General features: G+C 42.0%; 13 protein-coding genes. 9 read left to right on the top strand and 4 right to left on the bottom strand.

Annotated features, from left to right (window positions below; genetic code table 11):
* Window positions 1–9: 9 nt before the first annotated feature.
* Together FTU80_RS14880 and FTU80_RS14875 are read left to right on the top strand one after the other, a co-directional pair.
* A complete protein-coding gene (locus FTU80_RS14880) occupies window positions 10–663 on the top strand; it encodes a nuclease-related domain-containing protein (protein WP_180085888.1) in 654 nt (217 codons plus the stop codon).
* Window positions 664–725: 62 nt separating this feature from the next.
* Window positions 726–1,094: an SseB family protein gene (locus FTU80_RS14875; RefSeq protein ID WP_180023108.1), complete on the top strand. Its 369-nt coding sequence runs from the start codon at window positions 726–728 to the stop codon at window positions 1,092–1,094.
* A gap of 92 nt (window positions 1,095–1,186) precedes the next feature.
* Here the strand turns inward: FTU80_RS14875 and FTU80_RS14870 are convergent, their stop codons facing one another.
* A complete protein-coding gene (locus tag FTU80_RS14870) occupies window positions 1,187–2,119 on the bottom strand; it encodes a tRNA-dihydrouridine synthase (protein ID WP_180085886.1) in 933 nt (310 codons plus the stop codon).
* A gap of 449 nt (window positions 2,120–2,568) precedes the next feature.
* On the opposite strand from FTU80_RS14870, the gene FTU80_RS14865 reads away from it, so the two are divergent.
* Window positions 2,569–2,778 (top strand): cold-shock protein, encoded by a 210-nt coding sequence (locus tag FTU80_RS14865; RefSeq protein ID WP_067761877.1) that lies wholly within the window; start codon window positions 2,569–2,571, stop codon window positions 2,776–2,778.
* 149 nt (window positions 2,779–2,927) lie between these two features.
* Here FTU80_RS14865 and FTU80_RS14860 read toward each other — a convergent pair whose 3' ends face one another.
* A complete protein-coding gene (locus tag FTU80_RS14860; RefSeq protein WP_078191164.1) occupies window positions 2,928–3,737 on the bottom strand; it encodes an inner membrane protein YpjD in 810 nt (269 codons plus the stop codon).
* Between the two features lie 138 nt (window positions 3,738–3,875).
* Between FTU80_RS14860 and ffh the strand changes: the two genes are divergently transcribed.
* From ffh to FTU80_RS14845, 3 genes are all read left to right on the top strand, one after another.
* Entirely contained in the window at window positions 3,876–5,279 is a 1,404-nt protein-coding gene (ffh, locus tag FTU80_RS14855) for a signal recognition particle protein (RefSeq protein ID WP_078191163.1), read from the top strand.
* A gap of 412 nt (window positions 5,280–5,691) precedes the next feature.
* Window positions 5,692–5,844 (top strand): alpha/beta hydrolase, encoded by a 153-nt coding sequence (locus FTU80_RS14850; RefSeq protein WP_180085884.1) that lies wholly within the window; start codon window positions 5,692–5,694, stop codon window positions 5,842–5,844.
* Between the two features lie 390 nt (window positions 5,845–6,234).
* Window positions 6,235–6,801: an alpha/beta hydrolase gene (locus FTU80_RS14845; protein WP_180085882.1), complete on the top strand. Its 567-nt coding sequence runs from the start codon at window positions 6,235–6,237 to the stop codon at window positions 6,799–6,801.
* 1 nt (window position 6,802) lies between these two features.
* Here the strand turns inward: FTU80_RS14845 and FTU80_RS14840 are convergent, their stop codons facing one another.
* Both FTU80_RS14840 and FTU80_RS14835 read right to left on the bottom strand, forming a co-directional pair.
* Entirely contained in the window at window positions 6,803–7,534 is a 732-nt protein-coding gene (locus tag FTU80_RS14840) for a type III pantothenate kinase (RefSeq protein WP_180085880.1), read from the bottom strand.
* A 22-nt stretch (window positions 7,535–7,556) separates the two neighbouring features.
* Window positions 7,557–8,312, bottom strand: a complete 756-nt coding sequence (locus FTU80_RS14835; RefSeq protein ID WP_180085878.1) for a biotin--[acetyl-CoA-carboxylase] ligase — start codon at window positions 8,310–8,312, stop codon at window positions 7,557–7,559.
* 29 nt (window positions 8,313–8,341) lie between these two features.
* On the opposite strand from FTU80_RS14835, the gene FTU80_RS14830 reads away from it, so the two are divergent.
* The 3 genes from FTU80_RS14830 (at window position 8,342) to smc (ending at window position 13,457) form a co-directional block, all read left to right on the top strand.
* Window positions 8,342–9,154 (top strand): sulfite exporter TauE/SafE family protein, encoded by an 813-nt coding sequence (locus FTU80_RS14830; protein ID WP_180085876.1) that lies wholly within the window; start codon window positions 8,342–8,344, stop codon window positions 9,152–9,154.
* 147 nt (window positions 9,155–9,301) lie between these two features.
* A complete protein-coding gene (locus FTU80_RS14825; RefSeq protein ID WP_078191157.1) occupies window positions 9,302–9,997 on the top strand; it encodes a GntR family transcriptional regulator in 696 nt (231 codons plus the stop codon).
* 10 nt (window positions 9,998–10,007) lie between these two features.
* A complete protein-coding gene (gene smc, locus FTU80_RS14820; protein ID WP_180085874.1) occupies window positions 10,008–13,457 on the top strand; it encodes a chromosome segregation protein SMC in 3,450 nt (1,149 codons plus the stop codon).
* Window position 13,458 lies beyond the last annotated feature (1 nt).

Here is a 13,458-nt window from a genome sequence, read left to right as displayed (position 1 = left end):
ATCAAATCGATGAATATTTCTCAATTTTTTGCACCCCTCATTTCGACGTTGTGGTGGTTAATTCCATTGTTACTGATTGTGGGGGCAATCAAAGCATTTAAACCTTATTTAAAGGGGAAAATGGGGGAGTTTGCTGTCGCTGTTCATGTCAAACTTTATTTGAAAGACCATTATATATTGTTAAATGATTTGACCTTACCAGATGGCGAAGGAGCTACAACTCAAATTGATCATCTTCTGTTAAGCCCATTTGGTGTGTTTGTGATTGAAACTAAAAACTATAAGGGCTGGATTTTTGGGGGCGAGAGACAAAAACAATGGACGCAAAAGATTTATAAAAAAAGTTTTAAATTTCAAAATCCGATTCACCAAAATTATAAACATATGAAAGTGTTAGAACAGGTGTTGAGCGATATTGTGGATAAAGACAATATGCATTCTGTGATTGTTTTTATGCCTGAAGCAGTGTTTAAAACAGAGATGCCGTCGAATGTATTTCGGGGTACAGCTTGGGTGGACTATGTTCAAACCTTTCAGCAACCCGTGATCTCTGAAATGAAACTTAAACGAATACAGTTGCGTTTAGAAAAAGAAATTTTAGAAAAATCGTGGAAAACAAATCGACAGCACGTTGAAGATTTAAATCAACGGCATAATTCATAAACTTCCTGTATGCTGTGGATTGTGAACAGTATCTGATTGATAAAAATAGACGGACAATAACAATGAACGACACGCTTCAACATCTTTATGAATCGACTTTAGATCATCCTGAGCAATACCAAGACTTTTATCAGCAACTTTTAGCCAGCCAAGTATATTGTTTGGGTGAGCGTGATACAGAGCAGCATTTACATTTTCAATTGATGGAAACGGAGCAAGGCGAGCAAGCCATTCCATTTTTTCTGAGTCTTGCGATGCTTCAACAGGATGTTGGTGCAGATGCAGAGTTTGTCATGATCAGTGCTGAAAAATTATTTGCGATTACCAAAGGCGCAAGCTTGGTGATGAACCCGACTTCGGAACATCCTAAAGAGTTCTTGGCAGATGAGATCGACGCAATTTTAGAGTTTGCCAAACAACAAAGCCTTTGAACACTGTAGGTATAATCAAAGGCTCTGCGGCTACGCTTAGATAGGTGTTTTCACACTTTTTCGTTTTCATATTGGGCGATGTGCTTTAAAACTTACATACCGGCTTTGAGTTTTTGCACGATTTCATCAAGTGGTTTGACACGTTTTACTTCATCCCAAAGGACTTTGGCTTCTGGATAGTGCTTCGACATCATGCCGAGCCATTGTTTATAACGACCGACCATATTCATTTCTTTTTTATACGAGCCATTTAAGAAACGAATTTGTAATCCAAGTAGTTCATGCCATGTAATCAGCGGTTCATCGGTATTACGACGGATACACTGTGTAATGTCAGGAGTGGTCACCGCAGCACGACCAATCATTAGGTCTTCACAACCGGATTCGAGTTGGCACTGTTTGGCATCGGCATTGTTCCAAATTTCACCGTTGGCAATCACATTGATTTTCAATGCTTCACGAATGGGTTGCAACTGATCCCAAAAGGCAGGCGGGGTATAACCATCGGCTTTAGTCCGCGCATGGACTGTAACCCATGCAGCTCCGGCATCTTCAATGGCATGCGCATTTTCCATAGTGAAGTTACGGTCCATATAACCCAAACGCATTTTTGCTGATACAGGAATATGACTCGGAACAGCATCACGCACAGCTTTGACTAACTCATACACCACTTCAGGCTCATCTAGCAGAACTGAACCACCACGGTGGCGGTTGACGGTTTTTGCAGGGCAACCAAAGTTCATATCAATCGCAGGGGCACCAAGTTCTACCGCGCGTACAGCATTTGCCGCGAGCATAGTGGGATTGTTACCTAAGAACTGCACATGAACCGGTGTTCCTGCTGCAGTTTTGCCTTCATTGTTTAGTTCAGGACAATAGCTATGATAAATATGATCGGGCAGGACAGAGTCCGTGACACGGATAAACTCGGTTACACACCAGTCAAAACTCCCCACATGCGTCAACACATCTCGCATAATTGGATCGGTTAAGCCTTCCATCGGCGCAAGAACAAGTTTCACGGTCACACAGCCAAAAATTGAAAAACGGAGTTATACGTGGTTTTGAAAGGGATGTCTAGGTTTTGTGCTTATGGTGACGCGGAATACGAAATGACAAGATTTTATGTAACTATTTGGTGAAATTAGGACCAAAGTCTTAAAGTATTGACTGACATAAAACTTTAACAATAAAATGAGTAAATACATATGGATAGTAATAATAAGAAGATGGCTTGTACTGTTGTTTTTTAATGGAATCAACAACATATACTGTGCTTGAATCTTTTAAGATTTCATGTATGATGGCTGCAACTAGAAAAAAAGTATTGTTTCGTAAATTTTCTTTAAGTATCGCAGTGTTAGTCATAATCCTTCGTTTTTTACAGAAATGAAGTTCAATTCTTTATTATTTTCCAAGTTATAGTCAGTCATCATCCAATGGCTAAATCAACAAATTAATAGGTATTATTATGTCTAATACAGTTACTGGTACAGTTAAATGGTTCAACGAAACTAAAGGTTTCGGTTTTATTGCACAAGACAACGGTCCTGACGTTTTTGCTCACTTCAGCGAAATCACTGGTTCTGGCTTCAAAACTTTGCAAGAAGGCCAAAAGGTTTCTTTCAGCATCGCTCAAGGTCAAAAAGGCCCGAATGCTGTAAACATCGTTGCTCTATAATTTAGACGTAATGAAAAAAAGCGCTGTATAGCGCTTTTTTTATGCCTGTTATTTCTGTGTGAATAATCAAGCTATAAAAAAGAGAGCCGTAGCTCCCTTCGTAATAAAACTTACTTCTTTATAAAACTTAAAATCGTTTCATCGTCGACTTAGCGGCCTAAAACCATTTCTAAAATAAACTTAGATCCAATAAAGCCGACTGCCAATAGACAGAAACCAATAATGGTAAAGCGAATGGCTTTTTGACCACGCCAGCCAAATCGATAGTGTCCAATAAGCAAAGCTCCATAGACGAACCATGAAATAATGCTAAAGGCTGTTTTATGTGCCAAATGCTGTGCAAAGAAGTTATCGATGGTGAAGAAACCAAACCCAAGCGCCACGGTCAGTAGTGCAAATCCAGCAATCAATAAATCAAATAGCAAAGATTCCATGGCTTGGAAGGATGGAAGCAGACTCACCCATACACGCTTTTTCTGCTTGTTTTTTAGTTCACGGTCTTGTAAACGCAAAATAACCGCTTGAATTGTTGCCATCAGCAGGACGGCATATGCGGAAAGTGACAAAATAATATGGATGTCTAAACCCAGTGAATGTTGTTCTATAAATTGATTTTGTCGACTAAATGCAAAGCCCAAAATCAATCCCGTCGCTGCCACAGGAATGCCCAACAGGTTCATCGCAAGCACAGGCCGATAGGTACTAAATAATACACTGAGTAATAGCATGAGACCTGAAGTAAAAGACATCAGGTTGAACACGTCATAGTTGACACCCATAGGCGTCAACATATCGTTATATAAAACACCTGCATGCAATAACATGCCTAAACCAAGTACAACACCAATAAACCAATGGTTCGGCGCACGTTTAGACATTAAATGGCTGAATAAATACCAAAAAGACGTGGTATAAGCGATTAATGCTAGGATCGTGTAAACCAAGGGGAGACTGATCATGTCAAACCTTTTTCAGGATGTTGAATATTCATTTATATAAATTCTGCAAGAACTAAAGTATCCTATAGCATTCTATGCATAAATTTTCTATTTTAAGAAACAATTTTTTGCTCATGGCTATTTTAAGCGGATTTTGCAATGTTTGATACCTTAACAGAACGACTCACGCAGAGTTTAAGAAATGTTACTGGCTCAGGGCAGCTAACCGAAGACAATATTAAAGATACGTTACGCGAAGTACGTATGGCACTTCTTGAAGCCGATGTTGCGTTACCTGTAACTCGTGAATTCATCGCGAAAGTTAAGGAAGAAGCATTGGGCCAAGAAGTGATGACTCAGTTATCACCGGGGCAGGCTTTCGTCAAAATCGTTCATGACGAATTGACCAAAATGATGGGTGAGGCGAATGAAAGCCTAGACCTAGCGGCAAAACCACCAGTTGTTGTGCTTCTTGCAGGTTTGCAAGGTGCGGGTAAAACTACTACTGCGGCAAAACTTGCACGTTTCTTACAAGAACGTCAAAAGAAAAAAGTAGCAATGGTGTCTGCCGACGTTTATCGTCCAGCAGCGATTAAACAGCTACAAACAGTTGCAGGTGAAGTTGGCGCTATTTTCTTTGAATCAAGCGCAGACGAAAAACCGATTACCATCGCAAATCGTGCGATTGAGCAAGCAAAAATTCAATTTGCTGATGTCTTGATTGTCGATACAGCAGGTCGTTTACATGTAGACGACGAAATGATGGATGAAATTAAAGAGCTTCATGCAGCGATTAAGCCGACTGAAACATTGTTCGTGGTTGATGCCATGACCGGTCAGGATGCGGCGAATACGGCAAAAGCCTTTAATGATGCCTTGCCGTTGACGGGTGTGATCCTGACAAAAACGGATGGTGATGCACGTGGTGGTGCGGCACTTTCTGTTCGTGCCATTACTGGCAAGCCAATCAAATTCTTGGGTATGGGTGAAAAACTCGATGCCCTAGAGCCATTCCATCCTGAACGTATCGCACAGCGTATTTTGGGTATGGGTGACGTACTTTCTTTGGTCGAAGAAGTTGAACGTAAAATCGACAAAGAAAAAGCCGAAAAAATGGCGAAAAAACTGCAAAAAGGCGGTAGCTTCAACTTTGAAGATATGCTGATGCAGTTTGAACAAATGAACAAAATGGGCGGCATGATGGGCTTCCTGGATAAACTTCCAGGCATGAGCAACTCAGGGATTCAAGATGCAATTGCACAAGCAAATCCTGAAAAGCAAGTGAAGAAAATGGAAGCGATTATTCAATCGATGACCATTAAAGAACGTCGTAACCCAGACTTGATGAATCCAAGCCGTAAAAAACGTATTGCAGCAGGCTGTGGTATGGATGTTGCGGAAGTGAACAAACTCATCAAACAACATGCGCAAATGGCGAAAATGATGAAGAAATTTGCCAACCCAACGGGTATGGCAAAAATGATGAAATCATTGGGCAATATGCAAAAACAATTTGGCGGCGGTGGCATGGGTCCATTGTTCGGCAGTAAAGATCCGAAGTAATTTGGACTTAAAAAAGGCGCATTTAGCGCCTTTTTTTATGGCTGCAATTTGACGAGACTGTGCGCTTAAGCAAAGTGATTGAGTGCATTTGATAGAAAGTACTGGAGCAATTTGGCTATATGATCCGATATATACCGAACTGAGCTAAATCATTACAAGAACATGCGAAATTAACATTGAGAGCGTGTAGGTGACAGGTATAAAACAGAGGTGAAAATTTGCCGAACTGCAAATTGAAGGTTTCACCAAAAATAATCACCTAAAATAAGCATCAAATAATGAATACACCTCATACGCCAGAGAGCCATAACATCTATCTGATTCATGCTCATCAGGCTTCCCCTAATGAGTATTAGTTTCCTTATTGAGACAAAAGCAGCAAGGGGTAGGACATTATTCTTGGCGCATTGATATGGCAAATGCAGTACAACCAGATTTTGACCATTGGCAGAAGTTTATTTCCCTGCAAATACCTAAGCTCGATGAAAATAAAATTATTATTGCGCACAGTTTGGGTTGTCTGACAGCGCTGCATTGTTTGACAGCGCATTTCAGCCAGCGGTAAGGCAAGATTTAAGCGGGCATTTTTATTTCTAGATTTGTGTATTCCTTTAATTTTTTTCTGAATTAGGCAGCTTTATTTTAAAATGCAAATTGAACCGTCATATGCTGCATCAGCATTTGCCATTGGCCGTGCGCATGCTGTCCAGTGATGATCCTTTTGTTCCGCCACCGTTCACGCTGAAGTTATCAATAGTGATCCAAAGGTAGAACACTGAAGGGAAAATACAGGACTTTTACGGCTTCATAATGTTTCCAGAATTGCTGGATATTTTGAATCAGCTCATGAAAGTGTTCTAGCAAATAGTCAAGTTTTGCAAAAATTCACAATTGTTTACCCTCAATCTCTAATTTTTATTTCAGACTGAATTCAAAAAGAGGAATGGAGCATGAAATGGCGCAAGTAATTGTGGTGCATGGCTATACCGCGAGCCCTGAAGAGAATTGGTTTCCGTGGATCGCGCAAAAGGCAAAAAAAGCGGGCGTCAGCCTCAAGGTGCTTCGGCTTGATCCATCCGAAACACCCGTCTTAAATGTGTGGATGAAGCAAATGGATGCGCAGATTGACGCATTAAATGAAAACTATATATTAATTGCCCATAGTTTGGGATGTATCGCTGCACTGCATTATCTGTCGCAAAAACTGCAGCATCAGAACATAAAAGCTCTTGTGCTTGCGGCCGGTTTTAATGGTCGCTTGGGACGTCTAGAGCAGGTGAATCCTTTTATTGATGCGGCTAAAATAAATTTTGACTTGCTAAAACAGCAGGTTGAGCATCGGGTAGTGATCTATTCAAAAGGCGATGAGCGAGTGCAACCAGAGTTCAGCTTGGCTCAGGCAAAAAGCCTAGATGCACAGGTGATTGAAGCGCGTCATCAGGGGCATTTTATTGACTCTGAAGGCTGTACCGAATTGCCCGAAGTCTGGGATGCTGTGGAGCCGTATTTGATCCGGGCTTAATCTACGGTTGTTGGCCAATATAGCTTTGCAGGCCTTTTAAAAGCAGATCATCATGGACTTCAGGTGTAAAGCGCTGCAGGTATTTGGCAAATAGCGCAGCATCGCCCCCAGTTAAAATTAAGCGACTGGGATATTTATCAAGCACCTTTTCAATGGTGCTGACCAAACTGAGCAATATGCCATGATGAACAGCGTCGATGGTATTTTTACCAGGAGACAGCTCGTCAAAGATGGCATCTGGAATTTTAATGCCTTTGGTGTTTTGGATGAGCGAATCACGTTGCAAATATAAATTTGGCAAAATATAGCCACCTAAATGTTGTAATCCATCCGTTAAGTCAATGGTGAGTGCTGTTCCACAGCTAATCACACAGTATTTTTGTGCAGGATCTGTAACTACAGCCAGCATTTGCAGCCAACGGTCGACCCCGAACTTTGTGGTGTCTTCGTAAGCACAGCGCAAGCCCGCATATTCGGCATGAACTTTCGCAATGGTGACAGGAACAGCTAAAAATTTAAGAATTTTTTGAATCCGATCATTATTTTTCTTGTCGAGTACCGAGGAAATCCCGACCTGATCTAAGTCCAAACTTTTAAAGTGCTGTATTAAACCAAGTAGGAGTTCGGCAGGCGACTGTAAATGCAGTTCCGCAGCATGTTCTATGATTTGATCGTGTTCAGTAATCCAGTATTTCAGCCGAGTATTACCGACATCGAGCCATAATTTTTTCATCAGTAGGCCTTTGCAATCCTGTTTATGATTGATCTGCTAAACGTAAGCGACCTTGGAAATGATTTTCTAAGCGCTGCGAAGTTTGGATGTTGATCGAACCATCATTTTCAATACCGAGAAAGCGGCCTTGGCTTTTGCCTTGCAGGTGTTCAAGCTCAACGGGCTGTTGCATAAATGCAGCATAATGGTTGAATCGTGCAGCGAGGTTATAGCAGTTATGATCGAACCATTCACCTGCAAGTTGAATCGCTGCATAGAGTTCAGCGATTAACTGTAAACGGTTTGGCGAGTGAAGTCCGAGTTCATATAACGAGGTTGCACGTTGCTCAATTTCTGCGGATGGAATCGGAAATAAGTTCATGCCCACGCCGACAATCGCTTGATGTGGCGAAATTGGTTCAATCAAAATCCCGCCCCATTTACCTTGTGGGCTATACAGGTCATTGGGCCATTTCACTTGTAATGCGAGATTTTGCAAACTTGGCATTTGCAAGATATTTAAGGCAATTTCGAGTGCAAGCCGTCCATCTATTGCTGTCTGTAAATTCAGCAATGTGCTTAAATAGATATTACCAACGGGTGAGACCCATTGATGATCGCGTTGCCCACGGCCTTGAGTCTGTTGTTCACTGCATACCAAAACATGTTGAATGCCTTTTTTGGCAATCTCACGGACATCGTCATTGGTCGATGTGGTAATGGGCTTCAGTAATAAAACTTCAGGCGGTTGAGGTACTGTGCTCAGCAATTGCTGTAAGTGTCTGGTCTCTAAATCCATTTGAATCTGAGAGTTGTGGAATAATATTGATGGAGTTAATCATATATTTACTGATTGGTGCAATCGCTGGTTTTGCTGCGGGGCTATTTGGTGTTGGCGGTGGCCTGATTATTGTGCCGATTTTATTCATCGTTTTTACCCAACTTCAGTATGATCCCAGTGTGATTATGCACATGGCGGTGGGCACATCTTTAGCCACGATTATTGTCACCTCACTTAGCTCGGTTTCGGCGCATCATAAAAAAGGTGCCGTGCTGTGGAATGTCTTTCGGAATTTATCACCGGGTTTGGTGATCGGTTCATTTCTCGGTGCAGGCATTGCAGATTATTTATCAGGGCAGGGTTTGCAACTGTTAATTGGCTTTTTTGCGGTCTGGGTGGCCTTTAAAATGTTTCGCGGTGCAGCGACACCAGTCGATCCGAATAAACATTTACCCTCACAAGCCATACAAATGGCAGCAGGGGGTGGTATTGGGATTGCCTCTGCGATCTTCGGTATTGGTGGTGGCAGCTTAACCGTCCCATATTTGAATAAAAATGGCGTCATTATGCAAAAAGCGGTCGCAACGTCTGCTGCATGTGGTTTACCGATTGCGATTGCTGGGGCCCTCGGCTTTATGTGGTTTGGTCATCAAGCCGATATCGTGGTTCCCAATACCATTGGTTATATCCATATTTATGCATTTATCGGGATTAGTGTAATGAGCTTTATCACTGCGAAATTGGGTGCGAAAGTGGCTCATATGTTGTCGCCATTTATGCTAAAGCGTTGTTTTGCATGTTTATTAACAACAGTCGGCTGCTATTTTATTTACCAAGGTATGCAAGCCTTTGGCGCATGATTGTCCGTTTTGACTGAAAAAATTGGCTTTGTTGACACAAGATTGTCAGACAATGTCATGTTCAATTAGGTTGCTTATCGTTTCTAATGCAAATAGATTGAGTGTAAATCTGAACATTGCATCTTATAAAAAAAAGATAGGAACAGTATGCAACAACAAGAAGCGGACAGTTTGTCAGAACAAATTGCCAAACACATCGGTGAACAAATCATTCGCGGTGAGTTGGTCGAAGGCGAGCGTATTCAGGAACTTAGAATTGCGGCCGAATTGGATGTGAGCCGTGGCTCTGTTCGTGAAGCTTTATTGATTTTAGAACGGACCCAGCTCATTGAAATCTACCCACGCCGTGGCGCCTTAGTCTCTGAAATGTCGGCTTTACAAGTGCGTTCATTATTTGATATTGCAGCATTATTGTTGGGTCAAATTGTGCATCGTATGGCGGAAACGTGGCGCAGCCATGAAGCTGAACGTATTCAGTTATTACTTGAACAATTAGACGTGGAAACTCGCCAAGGCAATACTGAAAAGTTTTATGATCTGATTTTTCAGGGCATGGCTCGTCAGCATGAAATGGTGGGAAATACCTACCTGATGCGTTATTACCAAGAATTGTTGCCATCACTCAGACGTAGTTATTTCCTGACACTGAATATTTCACGACGTGAACTACAAGAATCTTTTGATTTGTTTAAATTAGTGACTGATGCAGTTTTAATCAGAAAATCACATCAAGCCACTTTATTTATGGAAGATTTTTGTCGACACTTACGCAACCTTGTGTTGGAATCACTAACACGGATGAAACAAATCGAATTAGCGTGGGCGAGACGTTCACGCCGCTGATCAGGACATTATGCGTTTAAGCAGTTTAAAACTTTCCGGCTTCAAATCTTTTGCCGATAGCACAACTCTAAAATTTGAAGGCAACCGTAGTGCGGTTGTTGGACCGAACGGCTGTGGTAAATCCAATGTGATTGATGCCATTCGCTGGGTTATGGGGGAGTCCAGTGCCCGTCAATTGCGTGGTGGCACCATGCAAGATGTTATTTTTACCGGAACGGCAAAGCGTAAACCAGTCGGGATGGCGAGTGTTGAACTGCGTTTTGATAATACCTATGGCAAGCTAGGTGGCGCTTATAATGCTTATACTGAACTAGCAGTTCGTCGTCAGGTCAATCGTGATGGTAAATCCGAATATTTCCTCAACGGCACCAAATGCCGCCGTCGTGATATTACCGATATTTTCTTAGGTACCGGTTTAGGTCCACGTTCGTATGCGATTATTGAACAGGGCATGATCAACCGTTTGGTCGATGCCAAACCTGAAGAAATGCGTGTGTATATTGAAGAAGCCGCTGGGGTTTCTCGCTATCAAGCTCGTCGTCGTGAAACTTTACAGCATCTAGAACACACCACTCAAAATTTAGAACGTCTCGAAGACATTGCATCAGAACTGAAATCTCAGCTGAAAACCTTAAAACGCCAGTCTGAAACGGCGGTGCAATACAAAGAATTAGAAACCCAAATTCGTACTTTTAAGATCGAAATGTTGTCTTTCCAATGTGAGCAAAGTACGCGTTTACAACAAGAATATACGGTTCAAATGAACGATTTAGGTGAAAACTTTAAATTGGTTCGTTCTGAGCTGAATACTTTAGAGCATGACTTATCTTCCACTAATGCTTTATTTCAACGGCTTATTCAGCAGTCCACCCCCTTACAAAGTGAATGGCAACAGGCGGAAAAGAAACTGTCTGAGTTGAAAATGACACTGGAGCAAAAGCAGGGTTTATTTGCACAAAATTCGGCAAGTTTGGTGGAGCTTGAAAAGCAAAAAGCTCAAACCAAAGAACGTTTACAGTTATTGGAGTTACAACTGGAAACGCTGCAAGAACAGCAAGATGGATTTGTTGAGCAATTACAGCGCCAAGAAAGCAGTAGTCAGGAACAGACCCAGCAGTTAGCCGATTTGAAAGCTCAGCATCAACAAGCGGTTCAACAATTTGAACAATGCCGTGGGCAAGTTGAAAAGCAGCAACAGCAAAAGCTACAGATGTTGGCGCAGAGTGAACAATTGACCAAAAATATTGGTCGTATTGAGCAACAACGTGAGACTCTGCAACAGCAACGAGGTCAAATTCAGCATCAGGCGCAGCAAGATGAGTTGGAGCAGTATCAGCAAGATAAGCAGCAGCTCGAACAGCAAATTGTGCAACAAGAGCTGGTGATTGCCGAAACTCAAGCACAGCTTGCAGCTGCACAAGAACAGCAGGCACAGCACAAAAATACGGTGTTGCAGCTAAAGTCAGAAATACAGGTGTTGTTGTCAGAGCAAAAAAACCTAAATCAATTGATGATTAAAGCCAGTCCAAAGCAGCAAAGCCAGCGTCAACATTTAATGCAGCAGTTGCAGTTAAGCACACAAGGTAAACAGCATGCACAACTGGTCGAGAAATTTTTGTCTAAATGGCTGAGTGCCCAAGTCTTGGGACACAGTGATAATTTTCAAGACAGTGTTGCACGTCAGGTCAAAGGCAGTCACCACACTGCAGCACAAATCGTTGGATTAGATGCTTTGGCGACGTGGATTGAAGCACCACAGCTTTCAATCTGGCAGCAGGTCGCGATTGCTGAAACATTGACGGTGGCATTGAGCCATCAGGCTAAACTGGCCGCAGGTCAGTCAATACTCACGCTCGATGGTTATCATGTCGGTGCGGATTGGGTGATTGGTCTGGACTATGACGAGGACAGCCAAGCAGGCCAAGGTGCATTGAGCCATCGTATTCGCTTAGATGAATTGACTGAATTACTTGCAGAGCAGCAGCCAAAGCTAACGCAACTAGAAGGCCAATTGCCTGAGTTGCAAAATGCCGTACAAGCTTTACAGCAAAATCTGCAACAGCAACATAGCCAATTAAAAAATTGGCAAAAAGACATTCAAAATGCTGATGTTGCCATTGCGAAGGTACAAAGTTCCAATCAGGCTTTTGCCTTACAAAAGCAGCAGTTAGAAGATCAATTGCAGCAACTTGAAGCACAGCTTGAAGAAGATGCCATGCAAAAAGACGATTTGGAAATTGATTTGCATGCGCTGACGATGAAGCTTGAGCAAGCTTTGCCCAATTATAAAACCTTGCAATTCCAAGTTGAAGAGTTGAGTCTAGCACTGGAAAGTGCTCAGCAAGTGGCATTACACAGTCAGCAAGAATTGGAAATTGTGCGTCGTCAGTCTGTACAGACAAAACAACAGATTGAATTATTAGAAAAAGACACGGTGTTTTTGAAAGCGCAAACTCAGCAAATTATTGGACAGATGGAGCAGGCAAAGAAATTTGTCGATCCGGTACAGTTAGAATTGCCTGCGCTTGAGTCACAGTATTCAGAGCAGGCTCAAGTCACTGAACGTTTACAAAAAACCTGGAATGACTGGCAGCTTGAACTCAATAATGTTCAGAGCAAACAACAGACATTGACGGAACAACGCCATTCACATCAACAGCAAGATGAAAAATTGCGTACGCAATTGGAAGAAAAGCGTCTGGCTTGGCAATCTGCGCAGTCTGATTTACAGCATTATTCTGAACAGCTGAAAGAAATGAACAGCGAAATGCTGACAGGTTTAAGCATTGATGTGGTATCCCATCAGCAAAAACTAGAAAAAGCACAGCAGCAGTTTGATAAATTGGGTGCAGTCAACTTGGCTGCGGCAGAAGAATATACTGAAGTTTCTAAACGCTTTGATGATTTAAGCCACCAAATTGATGACTTGCAAAAGACCGTTGAACAACTGCAAGCTGCGATGAAAAGCATTGATCAGGAAACGCGAAAGCTGTTTATGACCACTTTTGATAAGGTTAATGCTGAACTTCAAGCGTTGTTTCCGAAAGTATTTAATGGTGGTGAAGCAAGTTTAAGCCTTGAAGATGGTTGGCAATCAGGTGTAAAACTGATGGCACGACCACCGGGTAAACGAAATAGCTCTTTGGCATTATTGTCAGGTGGTGAAAAGGCACTGACCGCATTGGCTTTGGTTTTTGCGATTTTCCGCCTAAATCCTGCACCATTTTGCGTTTTAGACGAAGTCGATGCACCTTTAGACGATGCAAATGTAGGAAGATTTTGTAATCTTGTAAAAGAGCTTTCAGAACAAGTGCAATTTATCTACATTACACACAATAAACTGGCTATGACAATGGCAACTGACTTACTTGGTGTGACCATGCCAGAACCAGGAACTTCAAAATTAGTGACTGTGAATATAGAGCAAGCCAAAGAATACGGTTTAGCTGCGGAGGCATAAC

Origin of the sequence: Acinetobacter sp. YH12145, from assembly GCF_013418335.1 — a bacterium.
GTDB classification, from domain to species: Bacteria; Pseudomonadota; Gammaproteobacteria; order Pseudomonadales; family Moraxellaceae; genus Acinetobacter; species Acinetobacter amyesii.
The sequence above is the reverse complement of the archived record's forward strand: the minus strand, read 5'-3'. Positions and strand labels throughout refer to the sequence as shown.

What these genes read in the sequence shown, in the direction of transcription:
- FTU80_RS14845 (WP_180085882.1), top strand. Translation starts at nt 6,235, where the DNA reads ATGGCGCAAGTAATTGTGGTGCATGGCTATACCGCGAGCCCTGAAGAG.
- FTU80_RS14830 (WP_180085876.1), top strand. Translation starts at nt 8,342, where the DNA reads ATGGAGTTAATCATATATTTACTGATTGGTGCAATCGCTGGTTTTGCT.
- FTU80_RS14860 (WP_078191164.1), bottom strand. Translation starts at nt 3,737, where the DNA reads ATGATCAGTCTCCCCTTGGTTTACACGATCCTAGCATTAATCGCTTAT.
- FTU80_RS14865 (WP_067761877.1), top strand. Translation starts at nt 2,569, where the DNA reads ATGTCTAATACAGTTACTGGTACAGTTAAATGGTTCAACGAAACTAAA.
- FTU80_RS14835 (WP_180085878.1), bottom strand. Translation starts at nt 8,312, where the DNA reads ATGGATTTAGAGACCAGACACTTACAGCAATTGCTGAGCACAGTACCT.
- smc (WP_180085874.1), top strand. Translation starts at nt 10,008, where the DNA reads ATGCGTTTAAGCAGTTTAAAACTTTCCGGCTTCAAATCTTTTGCCGAT.
- FTU80_RS14850 (WP_180085884.1), top strand. Translation starts at nt 5,692, where the DNA reads ATGGCAAATGCAGTACAACCAGATTTTGACCATTGGCAGAAGTTTATT.
- FTU80_RS14825 (WP_078191157.1), top strand. Translation starts at nt 9,302, where the DNA reads ATGCAACAACAAGAAGCGGACAGTTTGTCAGAACAAATTGCCAAACAC.
- FTU80_RS14880 (WP_180085888.1), top strand. Translation starts at nt 10, where the DNA reads ATGAATATTTCTCAATTTTTTGCACCCCTCATTTCGACGTTGTGGTGG.
- FTU80_RS14840 (WP_180085880.1), bottom strand. Translation starts at nt 7,534, where the DNA reads ATGAAAAAATTATGGCTCGATGTCGGTAATACTCGGCTGAAATACTGG.
- FTU80_RS14875 (WP_180023108.1), top strand. Translation starts at nt 726, where the DNA reads ATGAACGACACGCTTCAACATCTTTATGAATCGACTTTAGATCATCCT.
- ffh (WP_078191163.1), top strand. Translation starts at nt 3,876, where the DNA reads ATGTTTGATACCTTAACAGAACGACTCACGCAGAGTTTAAGAAATGTT.